The 18913-nt window shown below is 70.9% G+C and carries 13 protein-coding genes; 5 read left to right on the forward strand and 8 right to left on the reverse strand.

All coding sequences use genetic code 11. From position 1 onward, the window contains the following. Positions 1–11: 11 nt before the first annotated feature. On the forward strand, positions 12–1013 hold the full coding sequence (locus ACFY3V_RS01775) for an ABC transporter ATP-binding protein (protein WP_350948068.1): 1002 nt from the start codon (positions 12–14) through the stop codon (positions 1011–1013). Positions 1014–1084: 71 nt separating this feature from the next. Continuing rightward, a complete protein-coding gene (locus ACFY3V_RS01780; protein WP_362895835.1) occupies positions 1085–2068 on the forward strand; it encodes an oligopeptide/dipeptide ABC transporter ATP-binding protein in 984 nt (327 codons plus the stop codon). A gap of 249 nt (positions 2069–2317) precedes the next feature. On the opposite strand, the gene rpe is transcribed toward ACFY3V_RS01780, so the two are convergent. After that, on the reverse strand, positions 2318–2980 hold the full coding sequence (rpe, locus tag ACFY3V_RS01785; RefSeq protein WP_350948067.1) for a ribulose-phosphate 3-epimerase: 663 nt from the start codon (positions 2978–2980) through the stop codon (positions 2318–2320). A 324-nt stretch (positions 2981–3304) separates the two neighbouring features. Between rpe and ACFY3V_RS01790 the strand changes: the two genes are divergently transcribed. Genes ACFY3V_RS01790 through ACFY3V_RS01800 form a run of 3 tightly spaced genes read left to right on the forward strand, consistent with a single transcriptional unit; the run spans position 3305 to position 8204 of the window. Next, positions 3305–4897, forward strand: a complete 1593-nt coding sequence (locus ACFY3V_RS01790; RefSeq protein ID WP_389768982.1) for a PQQ-binding-like beta-propeller repeat protein — start codon at positions 3305–3307, stop codon at positions 4895–4897. Continuing rightward, a complete protein-coding gene (locus ACFY3V_RS01795; protein ID WP_389768985.1) occupies positions 4894–5688 on the forward strand; it encodes a hypothetical protein in 795 nt (264 codons plus the stop codon). The genes ACFY3V_RS01790 and ACFY3V_RS01795 overlap by 4 nt, the downstream gene beginning before the upstream one ends. After that, entirely contained in the window at positions 5682–8204 is a 2523-nt protein-coding gene (locus ACFY3V_RS01800; protein ID WP_389768988.1) for a PQQ-binding-like beta-propeller repeat protein, read from the forward strand. The genes ACFY3V_RS01795 and ACFY3V_RS01800 overlap by 7 nt, the downstream gene beginning before the upstream one ends. Before the next feature lie 18 nt (positions 8205–8222). Here the strand turns inward: ACFY3V_RS01800 and asnB are convergent, their stop codons facing one another. The 7 genes from asnB to ACFY3V_RS01835 all read right to left on the reverse strand — a co-directional run bounded on the left by asnB (position 8223) and on the right by ACFY3V_RS01835 (position 18823). Further along, positions 8223–10091: an asparagine synthase (glutamine-hydrolyzing) gene (asnB, locus tag ACFY3V_RS01805; RefSeq protein WP_389768991.1), complete on the reverse strand. Its 1869-nt coding sequence runs from the start codon at positions 10089–10091 to the stop codon at positions 8223–8225. A gap of 122 nt (positions 10092–10213) precedes the next feature. Then, complete coding sequence (locus ACFY3V_RS01810; protein ID WP_389768994.1) at positions 10214–11656, reverse strand: RsmB/NOP family class I SAM-dependent RNA methyltransferase; 1443 nt, start codon at positions 11654–11656, stop codon at positions 10214–10216. A 5-nt stretch (positions 11657–11661) separates the two neighbouring features. Next, on the reverse strand, positions 11662–12591 hold the full coding sequence (fmt, locus tag ACFY3V_RS01815) for a methionyl-tRNA formyltransferase (RefSeq protein WP_362895534.1): 930 nt from the start codon (positions 12589–12591) through the stop codon (positions 11662–11664). Between the two features lie 5 nt (positions 12592–12596). Further along, on the reverse strand, positions 12597–13145 hold the full coding sequence (gene def / locus ACFY3V_RS01820) for a peptide deformylase (protein ID WP_350948063.1): 549 nt from the start codon (positions 13143–13145) through the stop codon (positions 12597–12599). A gap of 201 nt (positions 13146–13346) precedes the next feature. Continuing rightward, a complete protein-coding gene (locus ACFY3V_RS01825) occupies positions 13347–14723 on the reverse strand; it encodes a hypothetical protein (RefSeq protein ID WP_362895536.1) in 1377 nt (458 codons plus the stop codon). 40 nt (positions 14724–14763) lie between these two features. Continuing rightward, a complete protein-coding gene (locus ACFY3V_RS01830) occupies positions 14764–16407 on the reverse strand; it encodes a hypothetical protein (protein WP_362922302.1) in 1644 nt (547 codons plus the stop codon). Positions 16408–16471: 64 nt separating this feature from the next. Then, positions 16472–18823 (reverse strand): primosomal protein N', encoded by a 2352-nt coding sequence (locus ACFY3V_RS01835; protein ID WP_389768999.1) that lies wholly within the window; start codon positions 18821–18823, stop codon positions 16472–16474. Between the last annotated feature and the right edge of the window lie 90 nt (positions 18824–18913).

Genomic DNA, 18913 nt, shown 5'->3' on the forward strand with positions numbered 1-18913 from the left:
TTCTGAAAAAAGTGTCAACTCCCTTCCTCTCGGTCCGTGACCTGACCGTCGACTTCCACACCGAGGACGGCGTCGTCCACGCGGTGGACGGGCTCTCGTTCGACGTCGAGAAGGGCACCACCCTGGGTGTCGTCGGCGAGTCCGGGTCCGGCAAGTCGGTGACCAACCTGACCGTGCTCGGCCTGCACAACCCGGAGACCACCAAGATCAGTGGAGAGATCCGGCTGGACGGCGAGGAGCTGATCGGCGCCTCCAACTCCACCATGGAGAAGCTGCGCGGCAACAAGGTCGCGATGATCTTCCAGGACCCGCTGACCTCGCTCTCCCCGTACCACACCATCGGCAGGCAGATCTCCGAGGTCTACCGCAAGCACACCGGCGCGAGCCGCGCCGAGGCGAGGGACCGCGCGATCGAGATGCTGACCCGGGTCGGCATCCCCCAGCCGAAGACCAGGGTGGACGACTATCCCCACCAGTTCTCCGGCGGCATGCGGCAGCGCGCGATGATCGCGATGGCCCTGGTGTGCGACCCGGACCTGCTGATCGCCGACGAGCCCACCACCGCCCTGGACGTGACCGTGCAGGCCCAGATCCTGGACCTGCTCAAGGAGCTCCAGGACCAGACGGGCGCCTCGATCATCCTGATCACCCACGACCTCGGCGTGGTCGCCAACACCGCGCACGACGTGCTGGTGATGTACGCCGGGCGGGCGGTGGAGCGCGGGACCGTGAGAGAGGTCCTCCGCGAGCCCCGGCACCCCTACACCTGGGGCCTGCTCGCCTCCATGCCCCGCCTGAGCGCTCCCGTGGACGTGCCTCTGCGGCCGGTCCGCGGCACCCCGCCGAGCCTGATCAACGTTCCCTCCGGCTGCCCCTTCCACCCCCGGTGCGACTACATGGAGCTGGCCGGCCCCGAGCTGTGCCGCTCCGAGCGGCCGGAACTGTCCCCGCACCGCGGCCACGGCGACGCGTGCTACCTGACCCTCGCCCAGAAGAGGGAGATCCAAAAGTGAGCGAGACAACCGGTGAACCCCGCGGCGAGGCGCTGCTGGAGCTGTCCGGCCTGAAGAAGCACTTCCCGGTGATGGGCGGTCTCGTCTTCAAACGCCAGGTGGGCAAGGTCCACGCGGTGGACGGCATCGACCTGACGGTGCACGCCGGTGAGACGCTCGGCCTGGTCGGCGAGTCCGGCTGCGGCAAGTCCACCGCCGGGCGGCTGGCGTCCCGGCTGCTGGAGCCCACGGCGGGCAGCATCAGGTACGCCGGGCGGGAGATCGGCCACGCCACGCGCAAGGAGCTGAAGCCGATCCGGGCCGAGATCCAGATGATCTTCCAGGACCCGTACTCGTCGCTGAACCCCCGGCACACGGTGGGCAGCATCATCGGCGGCCCGATGGAGATCAACGGCATCAATCCCCCCGGCGGCAGGGAGAAACGGGTCCGGGAGCTCCTGGAGATCGTCGGGCTCAACCCCGAGCACTTCAACCGCTTCCCGCACGAGTTCTCCGGCGGCCAGCGGCAGCGCATCGGGGTGGCCCGCGCGCTCTCCCTCAATCCCAAGCTGATCATCGCGGACGAGCCGGTCTCCGCCCTCGACGTCTCCATCCAGGCGCAGGTCGTCAACCTGCTCCAGCAGCTTCAGCGGGACCTGGGCATCGCGTTCCTGTTCATCGCGCACGACCTGGCGATCGTGCGGCACTTCTCCCAGCGGGTCGCGGTCATGTATCTCGGCAAGATCGTCGAGGTCGCCGACCGTGCCTCCCTGTACGAGCGCCCCCGTCACCCCTACACGCACGCGCTGCTGTCGGCGGTGCCCGAGGTGCTGGAGGACGAGGCGCCGCGCGAGCGGATCCGCCTGGCCGGGGACGTGCCCTCCCCGATCAACCCGCCGTCCGGCTGCCGCTTCCGCACCCGCTGCTGGAAGGCCCAGGAGAAGTGCGCGACCGAGGAGCCCCCGCTGCTCAGGCTGGAGGGCAACAGGGAAGGTCACCTGACAGCCTGCCACTTCCCCGAGGAGCCGACCGTGCACGGCGAGGACGTGGTGCTGGACCCGGCGCTGCAGACCTGACGGTCCCGCGTCTTCCCCCGGGACGCCTGGCCCGCAGTCGCGGGCCCGGCGGTCCGATGGCGGCGTTTCCCCCGATCCTCGCCGTTTTCCGGCACCGGCCGCCACCTCGGCGGCCGGTGACGTCGGCTCGGCGGCTCAACGGCCGCCCGCGGGGTGAATCGACGGCCGGCGGTCCAGCGCCGGGTGATCCGGTGGTCAGCGGCTCAGCGGCCTGCTGATCCGGTGGTCAGCGGCTCGGCGGCCGGCCGCTCACGACTCGGCGGAGGTGGCGAGGGCGCGCAGGCCGTCGACCGCGCGGGCCGGGTCCTCCGCGCCGTAGACGGCGTTGCCCGCCACGAAGACGTCGGCCCCCGCCTCCGCGCAGCGCTCGATCGTCGTGTCGGAGACGCCGCCGTCCACCTGGAGCCAGACCTGCCCGCCGTGCCGGCCGATGAGCTCGCGGGCCCTGCGGATCTTGGGCAGCACGATGTCGAGGAACCTCTGCCCGCCGAAACCGGGATCGACGGTCATCACCAGCAGCATGTCGATCTCGCCGAGCAGGTCCTCGTACGGCTCGACGGGGGTGGCCGGGTTCAGCGCCAGGCCCGCGCGGGCGCCCGCCTGGCGGATCTGGCGCAGCGTACGCACCGGGGCCTTGGCCGCCTCCACGTGGATGGTCACGCTCCCGGCACCGGCCTCGGCGTAGCCGGGTGCCCAGCGATCCGGGTCTTCGATCATGAGATGGCAGTCGAGTGGCGTCGAGGTCGCCTTGAGCAGAGACTCGACGACCGGCAGCCCGAGGGTGAGGTTGGGCACGAAGTGGTTGTCCATGACGTCCACGTGCAGCCAGTCGGCGTTGGGTACCGCCGCGGCCGCCTCGGCGAGGCGGGCGAAGTCGGCGGACAGGATGCTGGGCGAGATCTGTACGGCCATAATTGGCTGATTCTATGAGGCGGCGTCCTGCCCTCCGTCACCCGCCGTCCACCGCGCCACGCCTCATCCGGCGTCAGACTCGCATCACACGAAGCATGACATATCACACATAACGGTTATATCGCTCTTATCTATCGAGCCTTCCGCACCGAACTCGGCGCCCCAAGGAATGCCGAAGGATGCGAAATCATAACTCCTCTGACGCACAGAGATTGCCGGAGTAATTTTTTTCCTGAATCATCTGGATTATCGAATGAGACGGTGCGCGAGGTTCGACGACTCCGCTCCGTATGACTTCTCGGTCTTCATCGGAATCGGATAGCGATGCCCCTTCGTCCTCGCTCCCTGCGTGCGGTTCTCCTACCGCTCATCCCCCTCGCCACCCTCCTCGTCGTTCCCGCCGCGGCCCCGGCCCCCCGCCCTCTCTCCACCGGATCTTCACCGATCACGGGAATCTACATTTCCGGCGACGAAGGGGTCGTCACCGCAAAAATCTCCAACACCGATCGAGTGATCTGGAAAAGCGCCCAAGCAGGCGACCTATTGGACGAAGCAAGCTCGTCAATGAACGAACCCGAGACTCCGCATGAGGCATCGGATGATATTTCAGACGGAGGGCGAGATGCCTCCACCGGCCGCTACCTCGCGGTCGAGACCCAGATCGAGTCCGGTAACCCGAACCACCCGCACGACCAGCGGCGGCGCATCACCGTGATCGACGCCCTGACCGGCCTGCCGACCTGGAGCATCCTGTCTGGCTACCCCGGCGACGGCCGCGCACGGCCGTTCTTCTATCTCATGGGCGCGGCGGCAGGAAAGATCATCATTGACGTGCCCGCACTTCGCGCGATTCGCGCGCTTGATCCTCTGCACGGAACGGTCGTGTGGGAGACAGAGCTGCCCGACGACTGCATGAGCGCCGCCCTGCCCTCCGTCGATCCGCAGGCCGGTGAGGACGACCCCGTCCTGACCTCCTCTCTGGCGGACAAAAATCTGGCGGTCGCCATGACCCGCTGCGCGAACCGTCACATCTCACTCACCGGCATCGATCCCGTCACGGGACGCGTCCGCTGGGAGAGACGGTTTCCTCTCTCCGTTCTCCCCGAGCTGATCCTGAAGGAGGGGGTCTCCGTCCTCACCTCCCGCAACGCCCTCACCGTCATCGACAAGAACGGCGCACTCCTCGTCGACGACCTCGTCTACCACTCCCCCTCATGGGTGATCACGGCCGGAACCGTGACCGTCTCGGACGGGGGTTGGGGGGATGTGGGAATGGGAGTCAGATCGATCAGCAGATCGTCGGGACGGATCAAGTGGTCCCGGCCCGACCTGGGGGGCGAGGTCGGCAGGGCCGCGGGAAAGATCTACGTGCGGTCCTGGGACACGCTGACCGTCCTCGATCCGGCCGACGGTCACACGCTCGTCACGCTCTCGGAGCCACTGACCGTGAAAGACATCAAAGCCGCCCTCGCCGCCCCACCGGGCTGGGGCGACCGGGGAGGGGTGCCCGCGGCCGACTGGCCGGACCCCTGCGCCCTATTGCCCGCCGCGGAGCTCGCCTCGCGCTCCGGCACGGGCGGATACGCGGTCACCCCGCTCCCCGCGCCCGCGAAACTGGGCCTGACCACGCCTGTCGCCTGCGAGTTCGCCACCGAAGAAGAGGGGGTCGTCGTCACCGTCTCCGTCATCTGGGTCTATCCGTCGGTCAAGAAGGCCGCGGAGAAGATGAAGCAGATGACGGGCGGAGAAGACTCCCCGGCAGCGGCGAGACGCATCAGCTACTTCAACGACGCCGAGGACATGGTCGTCGTCAGAGAGGGCCGTGTCGTCGTCAAGGTGGAGGCCTTCGGCGACCGCGCCCTTCTCAGGCACGCCCTGCGGATCACGAGAGAGCACCTGCGGGAGGGGAACCCATGACAGCGCAGACCTCTCCCGAGCAGCCGGCCCGGGAGAGCACCGAGGAGACCCCCCTGGCGAAAGCGGCCCGGCCGTTCAAGTGGGTCGGGGTCACCGTGGCCGGAGGGCTCGCGACGATCATCGCGGGCGCCGTGGTAACCGGCTGGTCGTGGGTCCAGGACCAGTGGCGCGACTTCCATCAAGAGCCCCGGATCAGCGCGATCGCCTACTCCCCTGAGAAGTCGGGAATATCGATCGCCTTCCCCGACGCCATCACCTCGGGAGCCGATCGGCGCTCCCTGCTCAACGGCGACTACGGACCGCTGGTCACGTCACGGGGGTCACAGATCGGCGAGATGAAGGTCCTTCTCGTACTGCAGGGCCAGCGCAACGACCCGATCCGCATCCTGGACGTCCGTCCCCGGATCCTGTCCTCCGGTCCCATCGCGGCCGGCACCTGCCTCCTCCTTCCCAGCGCCGGTGAGGCGGCCGTGTTCCCGGTGAAGGCCGACCTCGACCGGCTCGCCTCGGCGAACAGGCGAGGCGGCCGACTCCTGGAGAAGAACATCGACCTCGTGTACAAGGAAAGAGCGTCGGTGGAGTTGACCGTGACGGCACGAAAGCGCCGCTACGAGTGGGACATCGAGGTCTCCTACGCCTACGGCGACTCGGAGCAGATTCAGCGCGCGTATTTCACCACCGAGAGCGGACAGCCCTTCCGGCTCACCGGCCCCGCGCGCAGATACGCCATCGGCTACGAGGACAGGATCGGCTACTTCCGCGAAACCGGCAGAAAGATCAAGAAATGCTGAGGCGAGCGGCGATTCTCGCCCTCCTCCTTCCGCTCATCGCCCTGCCCCGCTCGGCCTCTCCCGGCCTCGAGGCGGCGGGAGCGGAGTTCTCCGAGGTCTGGAGTACGCAGGCGCACATCCCGCTGGACGACTTCACGGTGCGACTGCTCGACGGGAACGTCTTCGTGCGCACCCGTACGGCGCTGCGGATCCACGATTCCGCCACCGGCGCCGAGCGATGGCGATACGCCCCGGCCGGGGCCTCCGTGCGGGAATGGTCGCCCGCGGGATCCACAGTGATCGTCAAGACGCTCCGCCCCTCGCCTTCCGGCGATGTCATCGCCCTGACCGGCATCTCTCGTGAAACCGGCACGGTGCTCTGGCACAGGAAAGGACTCGACCTGGGCGGACCGATGTCCATTTCGACCGGCGCGGAGGTGATTCCTCCCGTCGGCCTCGCCTGGAACGCGGATTCCCGATCCTTGCTCGGCGTGACTCCCGAGACCGGACAGACCCGGTGGACCTTCCAGCTCCCCCCGTCCTGCGGACGGATCCACACGGCGAGTTCGGACGCGCGGGCCACGGCGATCGTCGCCCTCTGTCAGAAGGACATCCGGGTCATCGTCCTCGACCCTGAGCACGGCATGGAGCGGTGGAGTACGGCACTCACCTCCTTCTCCGGCCTTCACGTCCAAGAGGGGGTCGTGATCGTCTACCGTCCCGAGAACCTGCTGGTCCACGACGCCGTGACGGGGCGGGTGATCGTCGAGCGCGAGGGGTGCACAAACGACTGCGCCGTCGTTCACGTCGGCGGACGGATAATGGTGACCCACGCCCAGGACGGCACCTCGACCGTCGAGGGGATCGACCCCGCCGACGGCTCGGTCGCCTGGAGAAGGGTCCAGCGGAACGGCCCGCGCTACGGCTGGCTCGCCGGAGTCCAGGCGACGGTCTACGCCATGCCGTCCGGCGACGCTCTGGGCCGGGTCCTGGACGTGATCCAGCCCTCGACGGGAGAACTGCGGCGGATTCCGATCCCGACGACGGGCCGCCTGTTCGGTGCCGACGGTGACCGGCTCTATGTCTTCCAGACGGTGCGATCGGCCGCCGGCCCCTCTCGTCTGCGCGTCACCGCGCTGCGCGTCCCCGACTGGCTCGGCGGCGCCGCTCCGGCGGCCGAGCCCGTCGCGACGCCCGGAGCCGATCTGTGCGACCTGCTCCGCGCCGCCGGATTCACCGTGCTCGACCGGGCGCCCGACCTCGGGCGGGCGTCCCCACCGTTCACCACGTGCGAGTTCGGCGAAGTGGGCAAAGAGCCGATGAGCGCCGAGTTCTGGCGCCTGCCCACCGAGGCGGGGGCCGCCCGCGTGCTGGCCGAACTCGGCGCGGACGGCGAGAGCGATCCCGTCTCCGGCGTGGGTGACGAGGCCCTGACGGTGGGGCTGCACGGGCGGGCGATCATCGTGCGCGCCGGTCGTGACCTGGTCAGAATCAGATCACCGTACCTCGAAGCGGGCAACAGACTGCTCCCCGTCGCCCGCGCCGTGACCGAACGGCTCGGCTCACTGAGATGGGCGGTGCCGACGAGCTGGTCCCTCGCGACGCCGCACGACGGACCGTCGTCCGGCCGGACGATCCGGCTGCCGGGAACACGGTTCCAGATCCGTGACGACCCCGAAGCTCCCATTATGCTCTCCGCATACAACGCCGACGAGCGGAGCCCGACCTATCTCCGGGACGGCGCGGGATTCATCCGGGGACGCGAACGCATGAAAGCGATCTCCCCGGACGGCCGGTGGGCGGCGGGCGACTTCAAGGACTACATCGACGGTCGTGACGGCGTCGTCCTCCTCGACCGGCGCAGCGGGAAGATCCGGCGTATCTTCACGGTGAAGCCCCCCTTGCTGAACAACACCCCCGTATGGTCCTCTGACGGCCGCCTGCTGCTCACCCTGTGGCGCGACAATGACGACGACCACGTCTCGATCGGGTTCGTCATCGTGGATCCGGAACGGGGAACGTTCACGATCACCTCCACCGAGAAGGACGATGAGATCTACGAGCACCCGTACCTGTGGAGCGCCGACGAGTTCGGGGTGAGCACCCGCTTCGGCATCGGCGACTACGCCTCCTATGAGGGAGATGACGAGGAGGTCTACGACTCCTACGCGCTGCGCGCGTTCGACGCCGACGGCACCGCCCTGTCCACCTGGCCGCGACAGAGCCGGCCCGACAGCGCAATCCTCGATCCGTACTCCCCCAGCAGGCGACGGCTGGTGGGGTGGTGTGCGGACCGTCCGCGGGACCTCTGCGTGCACGACACCGCCACCGGTGCCCCGCTCGCCCAGATCGAGGCGGACCTGCGGTACCCGATCCGGTGGTACGACGAGGATCATCTGCTGGTCTGGCGCCGCTACGGGGCCGGCTACGCCGCGAGCGTGATGGACCTTTACGGTGTGATCTCGACTGATCTGGCCTGGAGCTCCGCGACGGGTCAGGAGGGGGTGAAGCTCTTCTACGTGCCTCGGCGGCGCTGAAAGGATGGAGGGCTCGGATTAGACGTCGACCCGGACGCGGTATCTCTCCAGCCAGGCGTTGAACTGGAGGAGTCCTTCCAGGGACGCCCGGCCTCCCCCCGGGCCGCCGCCCGCCTCCGGCCGGTCGATCACGGCCCGTACCTTCTCCCTGTCGACGAACGGCGCGGCGGCGAAGTGGCCGCCGCCGAGCAGCCGGGCAGCCTCCGCGCGGACGGCCTGCTCGTAGGCGGGGTCCTGCGTCGAGGGGTAGGGGCTCTTGCGGCGTCCGACGACCGAGGGCGGCAGGACGTCCGCGGCGGCGGCGCGCAGCAGGCTCTTCTCCTGCCCGTCGTACGTCTTCATCGCCCAGGGGGCGTTGAAGACGTACTCCACCAGCCGGTGGTCGCAGAACGGCACCCGGACCTCCAGCCCGACGGCCATGCTCATCCGGTCCTTGCGGTCCAGCAGGATCTGCACGAACCGGGTGAGGTGCAGGTAGGAGATCTCCCGCATGCGCCGTTCCAGGCCCTCCTCGCCCGGTAGCCGGGGCACCTCGTCGAGCGCCCGCCGGTAGCTGTCGGCGCGGTAGCCGGGGATGTCCAGCTTGCGCATCAGGTCCTCGTCGAGGAGCGCCCCCACCCCCGCGAACCGTCCGAACCCCGGGGACGCCAGCCACGGGAAGGTGTCGGAGAAGACCGCCTCGGGGTCGAAGAACCACCGGTAGCCGCCGAAGACCTCGTCGGCGGACTCACCCGACAGCGCCACCGTGGAGTGACCCCGGATGGCGCGGAACAGCAGGTGGAGGGAGGTGTCCATGTCCCCGATGCCGATCGGCAGGTCACGCGCCCTCAGGACCGCGGCGCGCACCGCGGGGTCCATGAGATCGGCGGAGTCCAGGACGATGTCGGCGTGCTCGGAGCCGATGTGCCGTACGACGTCGTGCACGTACGGTGTGTCGGGGGTGTCGCGCATCTCGTCGGGCGTGAAGTTCTCGCTGTATCCGGTGAAGTCGACGGAGAACGACCTGATCTTCCCTCCTCCCTGCCCCTCCAGCCCGAGCGCGGCGAGCGCGGTGATGGTGCTGGAGTCGAGGCCCCCGGAGAGCAGGGTGCACAGCGGCACGTCGGAGATGAGCTGACGGGTGACGATGTCGTTCAGCAGTTCGCGCACGGTCCCGACGGTGGTGGTGAGGTCGTCGGGGTGCTCGTGGGCCTCCAGGTGCCAGTAGGGGCGCCGGCACAGGAAGTCGCGGGTCACCCGGACGGTGTGGCCGGGGCGCACCTCGTACATGCCCCGGTAGACGGCGTGTTCCGGGTTCTTCACGAAGGCGATCAGCTCGCGCAGGCCGTCGGCGTCGACGGCGGGCGTCCCGATCAGAGGGTTGGCCATGATCGCCTTGGGCTCGGAGCCGAACAGCACACCGTTCGGGAGCGGGTGGTAGTACAGCGGCTTGATGCCCATCCTGTCCCGGACGAGCAGCAGCTCCTCGCGGCGGACGTCCCAGATCGCGAAGGCGAACATGCCGTTCAGCCGTTCGGGGAAGCCCTCACCCCATTCGAGGTAGGCCCGCAGGAGGACCTCGGTGTCGCTCCGGGTGGAAAAACGGTGGCCGTGGGCGATCAGTTCCGCGCGCAGCTCGACGAAGTTGTAGATCTCGCCGCTGTAGGTGAGGACGGCGAGTGTCTGCCCGTCCTCATCGGCGATCATCGGCTGGCGCCCGCCCTCGATGTCGATGACGGCGAGACGCCGATGGCCTATCGCGGCGTGCGGGGCGAGCCACAGCCCCTCGTCGTCGGGTCCGCGGCAGGCCATGGTGTCGGTCATGGCCTGCGCGATGGCCCGCGACTGTCGAAGATCGCGCTCGAAGTCCACCCATCCGCAGATTCCACACATTTCGCCACCCCGCATCCTGCTCGGAAGCAGTTACATTCAGGCGAACAGCCCTAGGTGTCGATATATGCCCAAATAATGCCCTCTGACCTGCGGTGATGATCTCATCCGCCCTCCTTCGCCAGGAGGGCGGCGTTCGCTCAGCGGCGGCGCAGCAGGGCGAGGAACATCGCGTCGGTGCCGTGCCGGTGCGGCCAGAACCGCGCGTACGGCCCCTCGCCCAGCCCTTCGACCTCGGGAAGCGGATCGCGGGCGTCCAGCACCTCGACATCGTCGCGGCGCCCCAGGACGTCGCCGACCACGGCGACGGTCTCCGCCAGGTGCGGCGAACAGGTCACGTACGCGACGACGCCACCGGGACGTACCGCGTCGATCGCCGAGTCGAGCAGGGCGCGCTGGATCCTGCCCAGCTCGGGAAGGCTCCGGGGGTCGCGGCGCCAGCGGGCCTCGGGACGGCGGCGCAGCGCGCCCAGGCCGGTGCAGGGGGCGTCGAGCATGACCCGGTCGAAGACCCCCGGCCGCCAGGCCGGCGCGGTGCCGTCCGCGGTGATCACCGCGGCCTGCCGGGTGGTCTGCCACACCAGCCGCGCCCGGTGGTACTGCAGCTCGGCGGCGAGCAGGCGCGCCTCGCCCCGCTGGGTCGCGAGGGCGTCGAGCAGGCCCGCCTTGCCACCGGGACCCGCGCACAGGTCGAGCCAGCGGGAGTCGGAGCCCTCCAGCGGCACCCGCGTCAGGGCGAGCGCGACGAGCTGGCTCGCCTCGTCCTGCACGGCCGCGCGCGACTCGGCCACGGCGAGGATCGCACCGGGGTCGCCCTCGGCCAGATAGGCCGCGTACGGGGAGTATCTGGCGGGGTCCGCGCCCGCCTCCAGAAGCTCGGCGACCGAGGAGCGGCCCGGGCGCGCGACGAGGGTCACCTTCGGACGCTCGTTGTCGGCCGCGAGCAGGGCGGCCGTCTCGTCGAAGTCGCCGCCCACCGCGTCGCGCAGGGCGTCGACGATCCACCTCGGGTGGCTGTGGGCCACCGCCAGGTGACCCACCGGGTCCTCGGCCTGGTCGGGCGCCACGATCGGGATCCACTGCTCCAGGGAGCGGGTGGAGACCTTGCGCAGCACGGCGTTGGCGTACTTCGACGCGCCGATGCCCACGCGCAGCCGCACCAGGTCGACCGTGGTGCCGACGGCGGCGTGCGGGGGCACCCGCGTTTTGAGCAGCTGGTGCACGCCCAGGCGGACGGCGTCGAGCAGCGGCGGGTCGACGTCCTCGGGCGCCCGGTCGCTGCAGGCCGCGATGACCTCGTCGTAGGTGCCGAGGCCGCGCAGGGTGCCGTAGGCCAGCTCGGTGGCCAGGCCCGCGTCGCGCCCGGAAAGGCGGCGCTCGCGCAGCAGCGCGGGCATCAGCAGGTTGGCGTAGGCGTCCCGCTCGTCGACGGCGCGCATCAGGTCGTACGCCGCGTTGCGCGCCTCGTCGCGGACCGGCTTGGGCGGGCGCCCACCTCTGCCCCTGCCTCCGGCGCCGCGTGAACCGCCCGCCGGGCCGTGACCCCCGCCGCGCGGGACGTTACGGCCGTTACCACTGCTCATGATCTTCAGGCCAGCCGATCCTCGTCGGTGGGCCGCACGCCGCGGGCCCACTCCCCCGCGCCCATCAGGCGCTTGCCCTGCGGCTGCACCTCGCCCAGCTCGACCGGGTAGGTGGCGGTGCCGACCAGGACGGAGTTCTTGGACGCCGCGATCTGGCCGGGGGCCAGGCCGGAGGCGTCGGGAACCGGCCGCACGGGACCCAGCTTGATCCGCCCGCCGCGGAACTCGGTCCACGCGCCCGGGGCGGGGGTACAGGCGCGGACCAGGCGATCGACCCGCATCGCGGGCGCGGACCAGTCAACCCTCGCGTCGTCGACGCTGATCTTCGGGGCGAGGCTCACCCCCTCCGCGGGCTGCGGCACGGCCTCCAGCTTGCCGTCCTCGATCCCGTCGAGGGTGGCCGCCAGCAGCCCCGCCCCGGACTCGGCGAGCCGGGCGAGCAGCTCCCCGCTGGTGTCGGTGGGGCGGATCTCCTCGGTCACCACGCCGTAGACCGGACCCGCGTCCAGCTCCTTGACGATCCGGAAGGTGGCCGCGCCGGTGATCTCGTCGCCGTGGAGCACGGCGTGCTGCACCGGCGCCGCGCCGCGCCAGGCCGGCAGCAGCGAGAAGTGCAGGTTGACCCAGCCGTACCGAGGGATGTCCAGGGTGGCCTGCGGCAGCAGCGCGCCGTAGGCGACCACCGGACAGCAGTCGGGGGCGAGCTCGGTGAGCCGGTCGAGAAACTCCGGGTCGCCCGCCTTGGGCGGCCTGAGCACCTCGATGCCCGCCTCCTCGGCGAGCTCGGCGACGGGGCTCGGATGGACCTTGCGGCCCCTGCCCGACTGGGCGTCCGGGCGCGTGACGACGGCGACGACGTCGTGGCGAGGCGAGTCGATCAGTGCCCGCAGCGAGGGCAGGGCGGTGTCCGGGGTTCCGGCGAAGACCAGTCGCAAGGTTCCTACAGAGCCTTCCCTTGGGTGGCGTGCGGGGAGAACTTGAACGTGGGGGCCGACAGCCCGCTCCAGTCGGCCTCGCGGATCGCCTTCATCGCGAGCTTGCGCTGCTTGGCGTCCATCCGGTCGATGAACAGCACGCCGTCCAGGTGATCGGTCTCATGCTGGAAGCAGCGGGCCATCAGGTCGGTGCCCTCAAGGGTCACCGGCTCGCCGTGCATGTTGAAACCGGTCGCCACGGCCCGTATCGACCTGGGCGTGGGGAAGGACAGGCCCGGGAACGACAGGCAGCCCTCCTCACCCTCCTCGTCCTTGTCCTCCGACAGGTCGAGGTTGGGGTTGATCAGATGCCCGAGCTGGTCGTCCACGTAGTAGGTGAAGACCCGCAGGCCGACCCCGATCTGCGGCGCGGCCAGCCCGGCTCCCGGCGCGTCCATCATCGTGTCGGTGAGGTCCTTGACGAGCTTGCGCAGCTCCTTGTCGAAGTCCTTGACCGGGTCGGCGGGAGTGCGCAGCACCGGATCGCCGAAAAGACGGATCGGCTGAATGGACAACAGGGGTCTCCTCACACTTCATGGGATGCCGCCCAGTCTAAGGGCGGCGGCCGCCTCCCCCGGGCCCTCTTCAGGACCGGGCACGGGGACCGGCCGGACGAGCCGTCGCCGCGGAAGGACGGGCGTTCACCCGGGCACGTCCGTCCCCGGGGACACGGACGTATCCGGGCGAGCCGTCGCCGGGGACCGGGAGTGCCGGGATCAGCGGGAGCGGGCCTTCATCGCCGCCTTGCGGGCGGACTTGGCCACCGCCGCGTCACCGTGGCGAGAACCCAGCAGATCCAGGACGGCGAAGGTGTCCGGGTGGTCCACCAGAGCCATCTCCTCGATCACCCGGACCAGGTCCTCACCGGGTTCGAGGGTGTCGAACTCGCAGATCGCCTCCGAGGCGTCGCCGCGCTCGAGCAGCGAGGCGAGCGAGTCGACCGCGAGCCAGGTGTTGTCGGCGGGCGTGAGGGCGGGCGCGGGCAGGTGGCGGATGTGCAGCCAGGAGGCGGCGTAGCGCCACATGGCGGGCTCGGAGAGGGCCTCCCTGAGCGGGGCCTCGGCCTCGGGGCCGAGCTCCTCCAGGATCGTGCCCACGGCGCCACGGCGGCCGGCCGTACCCGAGGCGGCGACCTTGACCAGCTCGCGGGCGGCGGCCTCGGGGTGGCGGGACTCCAGCCACACGGTGACGGCGCTGGGCGCGGCGGAACCCTTCATGATCGCCTCGACCAGCTCCGCCGCGCCCAGGTCGGTGAAGACGGCGACCTCCGCGCCCGTCGGCGCGTCGTGGCCCTCCCGCATCAGGTCCTGGCGGACGGCCCACATGCCCAGCGGGGTCAGCCTCGGCCGCCCTGACCGCGAGGTCTCGACCAGCCCGCAGTAGCTCAGCAGCGACAGGGCCGACTCCAGCTGGGCGGGAAGCGCGCCCGTCAGCACCCGCATCTCCGCCTGGCGGGCACCGCAGGCCACCTCGTGCGACTGCAGGATGCCCTTCACCAGGGTCGCGGTGGACAGCCCCTCGCGCACGGCGTACAGCGTGGCGAGCATCTCGGCCAGATGGTCGTCGATCACCGGGGAACCGGTCAGGTCGTCGTCGGCACGGTCGAGGACGTCCATGACCACGCCGTCCCAGAATCCCAGCAGCGCCCGGGGCGGCAGGTCGGCGGAGAGCACGAGCGGGCCGGGCGTCACCTCGCCGCGAACGATGCGGAGCATGCCGGTGTTGACGGCGACCACCCAGAGCAGGTGCAGCCGCGCGGGGCCCGGCAGTCCGAGCTCGGCGCACGGCGTGAACGGGTCGGGCAACAGCCCCTCGGGGGTCACCCGGCGGGTGCCGGTCCAGACGGCAACACGCTGGGCGTCGATCACCAGCGGCACCTGCGGGACGTGCGCGGCCAGCTCCTCGTCCGTGGCGAGGTCGACCGGGGGAAAGCTCAGCGCGTCGCCGCGCGGGGGGCGACCTCGGCCCGTGGTGGTGACGGACTCCTCGAGAACGGCCGCCCGCAGCTCGCGTGGTGCCGTTCCCAGCTCGTCGACCAGCCTGCGCAGTTCGCCGATGTCGAAGACGTTCCCACTGTTCCCGCTCTTTGCCACTCGTGAAACTTACTGCACTCGCGCCTCACGCATACACGGCTCAGCCGATGGCGCGGGAACGCGCCTTGAAAGCCGCCTTGCGGGCGGCCTTGGCCGCTCCGTGATCTCTGAGGGAGCGTCCGAGCAGCTCAAGGACGTCGACGACCTCCGGATGGTCGACCCTCCACATCTCCTCGATCACGTGTGGCGGAGGACCCGAGGCGGACATGTTCTCGGCGAACGTCTCCGGATCCTCCTCGGCGGCGGGCATGGCCAGGGCGAGCATGTCCACGCTCATCCAGAGCATCTCCTCCTGGGTGAGCGTGGGAGCCGCCAGGCCGCGCGAACTCAGCCAGTGGATGGCGTGCGGGCGCAGCTCGGGCTCCTCGAGGAAGGCGCGCACCGCCTCTTCGGCGTCGGGGCCGAGGCGGTCGACGATCGTCACCGCGATGCCCCTCGCGACCGACGGCGCGCCGGAGACCGAACCGAACAACTCGGTGACCGCCTGCTCCGGTGTCCTGTTCTCCAGCCAGCCCCCGATGTCGGCCTCGGCCATCTCGGCGGGCATTCCGGAAAGCAGCCCCTCGATGAGCTCGGGCGCGTCGGCGGTGGTCAGATCGGCCGCCTCGGGCGCCTCGACGCCCAGGTCGGTGTAGAGCTCACGCAGTCCCCACAGGGCCAGCGGGGTGAGTTCGAGCAGCTCCTCACCCGGCTCGGCCATCCCGCAGTAGGCGAGTCGCCTGACGGCCTCGGGAACGTCGATCTCGCCGCCCTCGACCAGGCCGATCTCCTCCAGATAGTCCCTGACGAGGGGGATCGGCACGGGCGCCTGGAGGCGGTAGAGCATGTCGCACAGACCGTAGAGCTCCTCGTCGAGGGAGACGTCGCCCGTCACGGCGCCGCCGGTGTCCTTCTCGACGACGAACTCGACCGTGGCGGCCCAGATCTCGAGCGGATCGAAGTCCTCGCCGTCGAAGATCGCGCTGCCCTCGACCTGGACCAGGCCGGTGTGGACCGCGAGCTCCCACAGCAGCCCCGGGTCGGCCACCGAGAGCTGGGCGGCCGCCTCGCCGGCGTCGCGGACCCGCAGGCGGCCCTTGAGGGTCGGGGTGCGGCCTCCGGCGAGCATCCACTGGACCAGCCTGCGCGCGTCGGTGACCAGCGGCACCCGCAGGGCGCTCTGGACGAGTGTCTCGCGGGGCGCCAGACGCACGGGGGGAAGGGGCGAGCAGCCGGGACAGTCGCAGTGCTCGACGGCGGGCTCCTCGCGCACCGCGGAGACGGAGAGGATCGCGCTCCCGGCGTCCTGCTCCAGCGAGTCGGCGCCGATCGCGCTGAAGAGGCTCTTGGCCATGCCGAACCGGGAGGTGTCGGCGAGGGCGATGGGCATCTCGGGTTCGATCCGGTCGAGGACGGTCCTCATCCGGACGGCCATCTTGCCGCCGATCTCCTCGGTGGCGAGCAGGAAGTCGACCAGGGTGCGGGCGGCGGCGACGGTCTCCGGGGCGCTCTCCGGGGGGGCGATGACCTTGCGCGGGTAGATGTTGAGCAGCAGTTCCTCGAAGGTGACAGGGGTGAAGTCACCCAGCTCGTTCACGTCCAGATAGTCACTCGCGTAGTCGCAGAGCAGCCGCACCTCGTCCACGTCAACGTCAAGGCTGTGCGCACGCCCCCACGCGCGCAGGTCGTCTACGGCCCGATTCACCCATTCGATCGACACAGGGGAAAATTAACGGCTTACTGCCAGCACCGCGAATCGGGGAAACAACTCAAATCACATCTAGGGGGTCTATGCACACCTTGACCACCTCCGCCGCCTTGCGCGCGGAGCGTACTCCGGCGGCCCCTTTCAACGCCGCGGCCAGCGCCGGTCCCGAGCCCTGCGCGATCCGGACCATGGCACGTTCCCGCACTTGATCCCCCTTGGGAGAGGCCACCGGGACGGGGCCGAGCACCTGCGCCCCCGGGGGCAGGGTCATCTCGCCGATCATTTCCCGCACCGCCGCCGGAGATCCGGTGAGCGTCGCCATTTTCACCGCCGGAGGGAAACCGAGTTCTGTCCTGTCGGCCAGTTCTCTCTCGGCGTGGTTCACCGGATCCCAGCGCAGCAGAGCCTGTACGGCGGCGAGTGAGGAATCGGCCAGCACGACCAGTTCGGCCGAGGTCCGCAGCAGGGCCGCCGCGTTCATCCACCGGCGCAATGTCTCCTCCGCGGCGCGCAGATCGGGCCTGCCGAGCAGCGCCCAGCCGTCCAGCAGCACCGCCGCCGCGTACCCCCCCTCGGGCACCGGCTCGGCGCCCGGGGTCGCCACCACCAGGGCGCGGCCCGCGCCGACCGTGGCGAGCACCCCGTCCCTGCCCGACGTCTTGACCTTCACCGAGGGGAAGGCCCTCCCCAGCTCCTCGGCCGTGCGGCGGGCACCGATCACCAGGGCCCGCACCCGGGCGCCGCCGCAGGACGTGCAGCGCCAGTCACCCGCGATCCGGCCGCACCAGCGGCAGTACGGGGCCACGTGACCGCCGCGCAGCGCGAACGGGCCGCCGCAGTGCCCGCAGCGGGCGGTCGCCCGGCAGCTCTGGCAGGCCAGCGCGGGCAGGTAGCCCCGGCGGGGGACCTGCACCAGCACGGGACCGCTCTCCAGCCCGGCACGCAGGGCCCGCCAGGCGAGGCTGGGCAGCCGGGCGGCCCTCGCCGCCTCGTCCCTGGCCAGCTCCGAGTCCTCTCCCGCCGGACGGACCCTCGGCGCCCTCGCCCTCACCGTCGCGCGGGCCGCGACGATGGGCCCCGCCCAGCCCGCCGCGATGAGCCTGGTCGCCTCCGCCGTACGGGCGTATCCCCCGATGAGCAGGCCCGCCCGCGCCCGGTGGGCGCGCAGGGCGAGAACCTCCCTGGCGTGCGGGTAGGGGGCGAGCCGCTCGGAGTGCAGGTCGTCGCCGTCGTCCCAGATGACCGCGAGCCCGAGATCCCTGACCGGGGCGAACGCCGCCCCCCTCGTCCCGACCGCGACCCGCACCTGCCCCCTGGACACCCGCAGCCATCGGCGGTAGCGCTCGGCGGGCCCGAGGTCGGCGGTGAGCGCCACGTGCGCGCCGGGCTCCAGAACGGCGCTCAGGGCCGCGTCGAGCAGACCCACGTCCTTACCGTCGGGAAGCACCACGAGGGCTCCCCTGCCCCCACGCAGGGTCTCCCGTGCGGCAACCGCGACCGCCTCCGGCCACGCGGGCCCGCTCTCCCCGATGCCCGGCAGGGCCGTCCACACCGCGCGGGGGGCGTCCCCCTTCGCCAGGGCCGCCAGGAACGCCTCCCCCTCCGAGTAGTCCGCCCACGGCCCGGGCCCCTCTCTCCGCACCGGATCCTGGGCGGCTCGGGCCGGTGCGCTCTGGGCCGGGACGGCCGAGGTCGACACGGTCAGGACCGGGGTGACCGAGGTCGAGTCGGCCGGGGTCGGGGCGCCCTGAGCCGGCGGGACCGAGGTGGTCTGGGCCGGCGGGACCGAGGTGGTCTGGGCCGGCGGGACCGGACTCGGAGCGGCCTGAGCCGGTGAGGCCGGACTTGAGACGGCCGGGGTGGGGCTCTCGGCCTCGACCCTCGCGTGGCGGGGCGGGATGGCGAGGCGCAGGACGTCGGCCATGGTCCCGGCGTAGTGGTCGGCGACGGCACGGGCCAGCGCGGCGATCTCCGGGGTGAGCACGGGCTCGGCGGAGACGACCCTCTCCAGGCGGGTCAGCTTGCCCTCGTGCTCGGTGGTCTCGGCCCGCTCCAGCAGGAACCCGTCGACGAGCTTGCCCGCGAACCGGATGCGGACCCGGGTCCCCGGCACGGCGGCGGCGGCCAGGGGAGCGGGGACGAGATAGTCGAACAACCGGTCGAGGTGCGGCAGCGGCGTGTCGACGAGGACCCGCGCGACCGGCAGCTCGGCGGCCGGCTCCGGCACCCCTCTCACCGGCTCGGCCACCGTGGAGGCTTTGGCCGTCCCAGCGGCCCTGACCACCCTGGCGGCCCTCACGGCCCCGGCGCGGCCACCCCGCGTCCTCGTGGGACCGCCCGGCACGTGCCGCTCACGGACCGCGTCGAGCGGCAGCAGGGCGTCGTCGTCCGGCGAAGGGCTGGCGTGGGTCACCCACCTGTCCTACCAGACCCGGGCACCCCCTCCAGACGACGGCGGGAGGACGGGCCGGTCCCGTGCCTCTGACGGCAGGTCTCCGTACCT

The organism is Streptosporangium sp. NPDC000095, from assembly GCF_042899335.1.
Classification (GTDB): Bacteria; Actinomycetota; Actinomycetes; order Streptosporangiales; family Streptosporangiaceae; genus Streptosporangium.

Excerpts from the sequence above, each read along its gene's own strand:
- ACFY3V_RS01780 (WP_362895835.1), top strand. The coding sequence starts at position 1,085 with ATGGGCGGTCTCGTCTTCAAACGCCAGGTGGGCAAGGTCCACGCGGTG.
- rpe (WP_350948067.1), bottom strand. The coding sequence starts at position 2,980 with ATGGCCGTACAGATCTCGCCCAGCATCCTGTCCGCCGACTTCGCCCGC.
- ACFY3V_RS01790 (WP_389768982.1), top strand. The coding sequence starts at position 3,305 with ATGCCCCTTCGTCCTCGCTCCCTGCGTGCGGTTCTCCTACCGCTCATC.
- ACFY3V_RS01795 (WP_389768985.1), top strand. The coding sequence starts at position 4,894 with ATGACAGCGCAGACCTCTCCCGAGCAGCCGGCCCGGGAGAGCACCGAG.
- ACFY3V_RS01800 (WP_389768988.1), top strand. The coding sequence starts at position 5,682 with ATGCTGAGGCGAGCGGCGATTCTCGCCCTCCTCCTTCCGCTCATCGCC.
- asnB (WP_389768991.1), bottom strand. The coding sequence starts at position 10,091 with ATGCGGGGTGGCGAAATGTGTGGAATCTGCGGATGGGTGGACTTCGAG.
- ACFY3V_RS01810 (WP_389768994.1), bottom strand. The coding sequence starts at position 11,656 with ATGAGCAGTGGTAACGGCCGTAACGTCCCGCGCGGCGGGGGTCACGGC.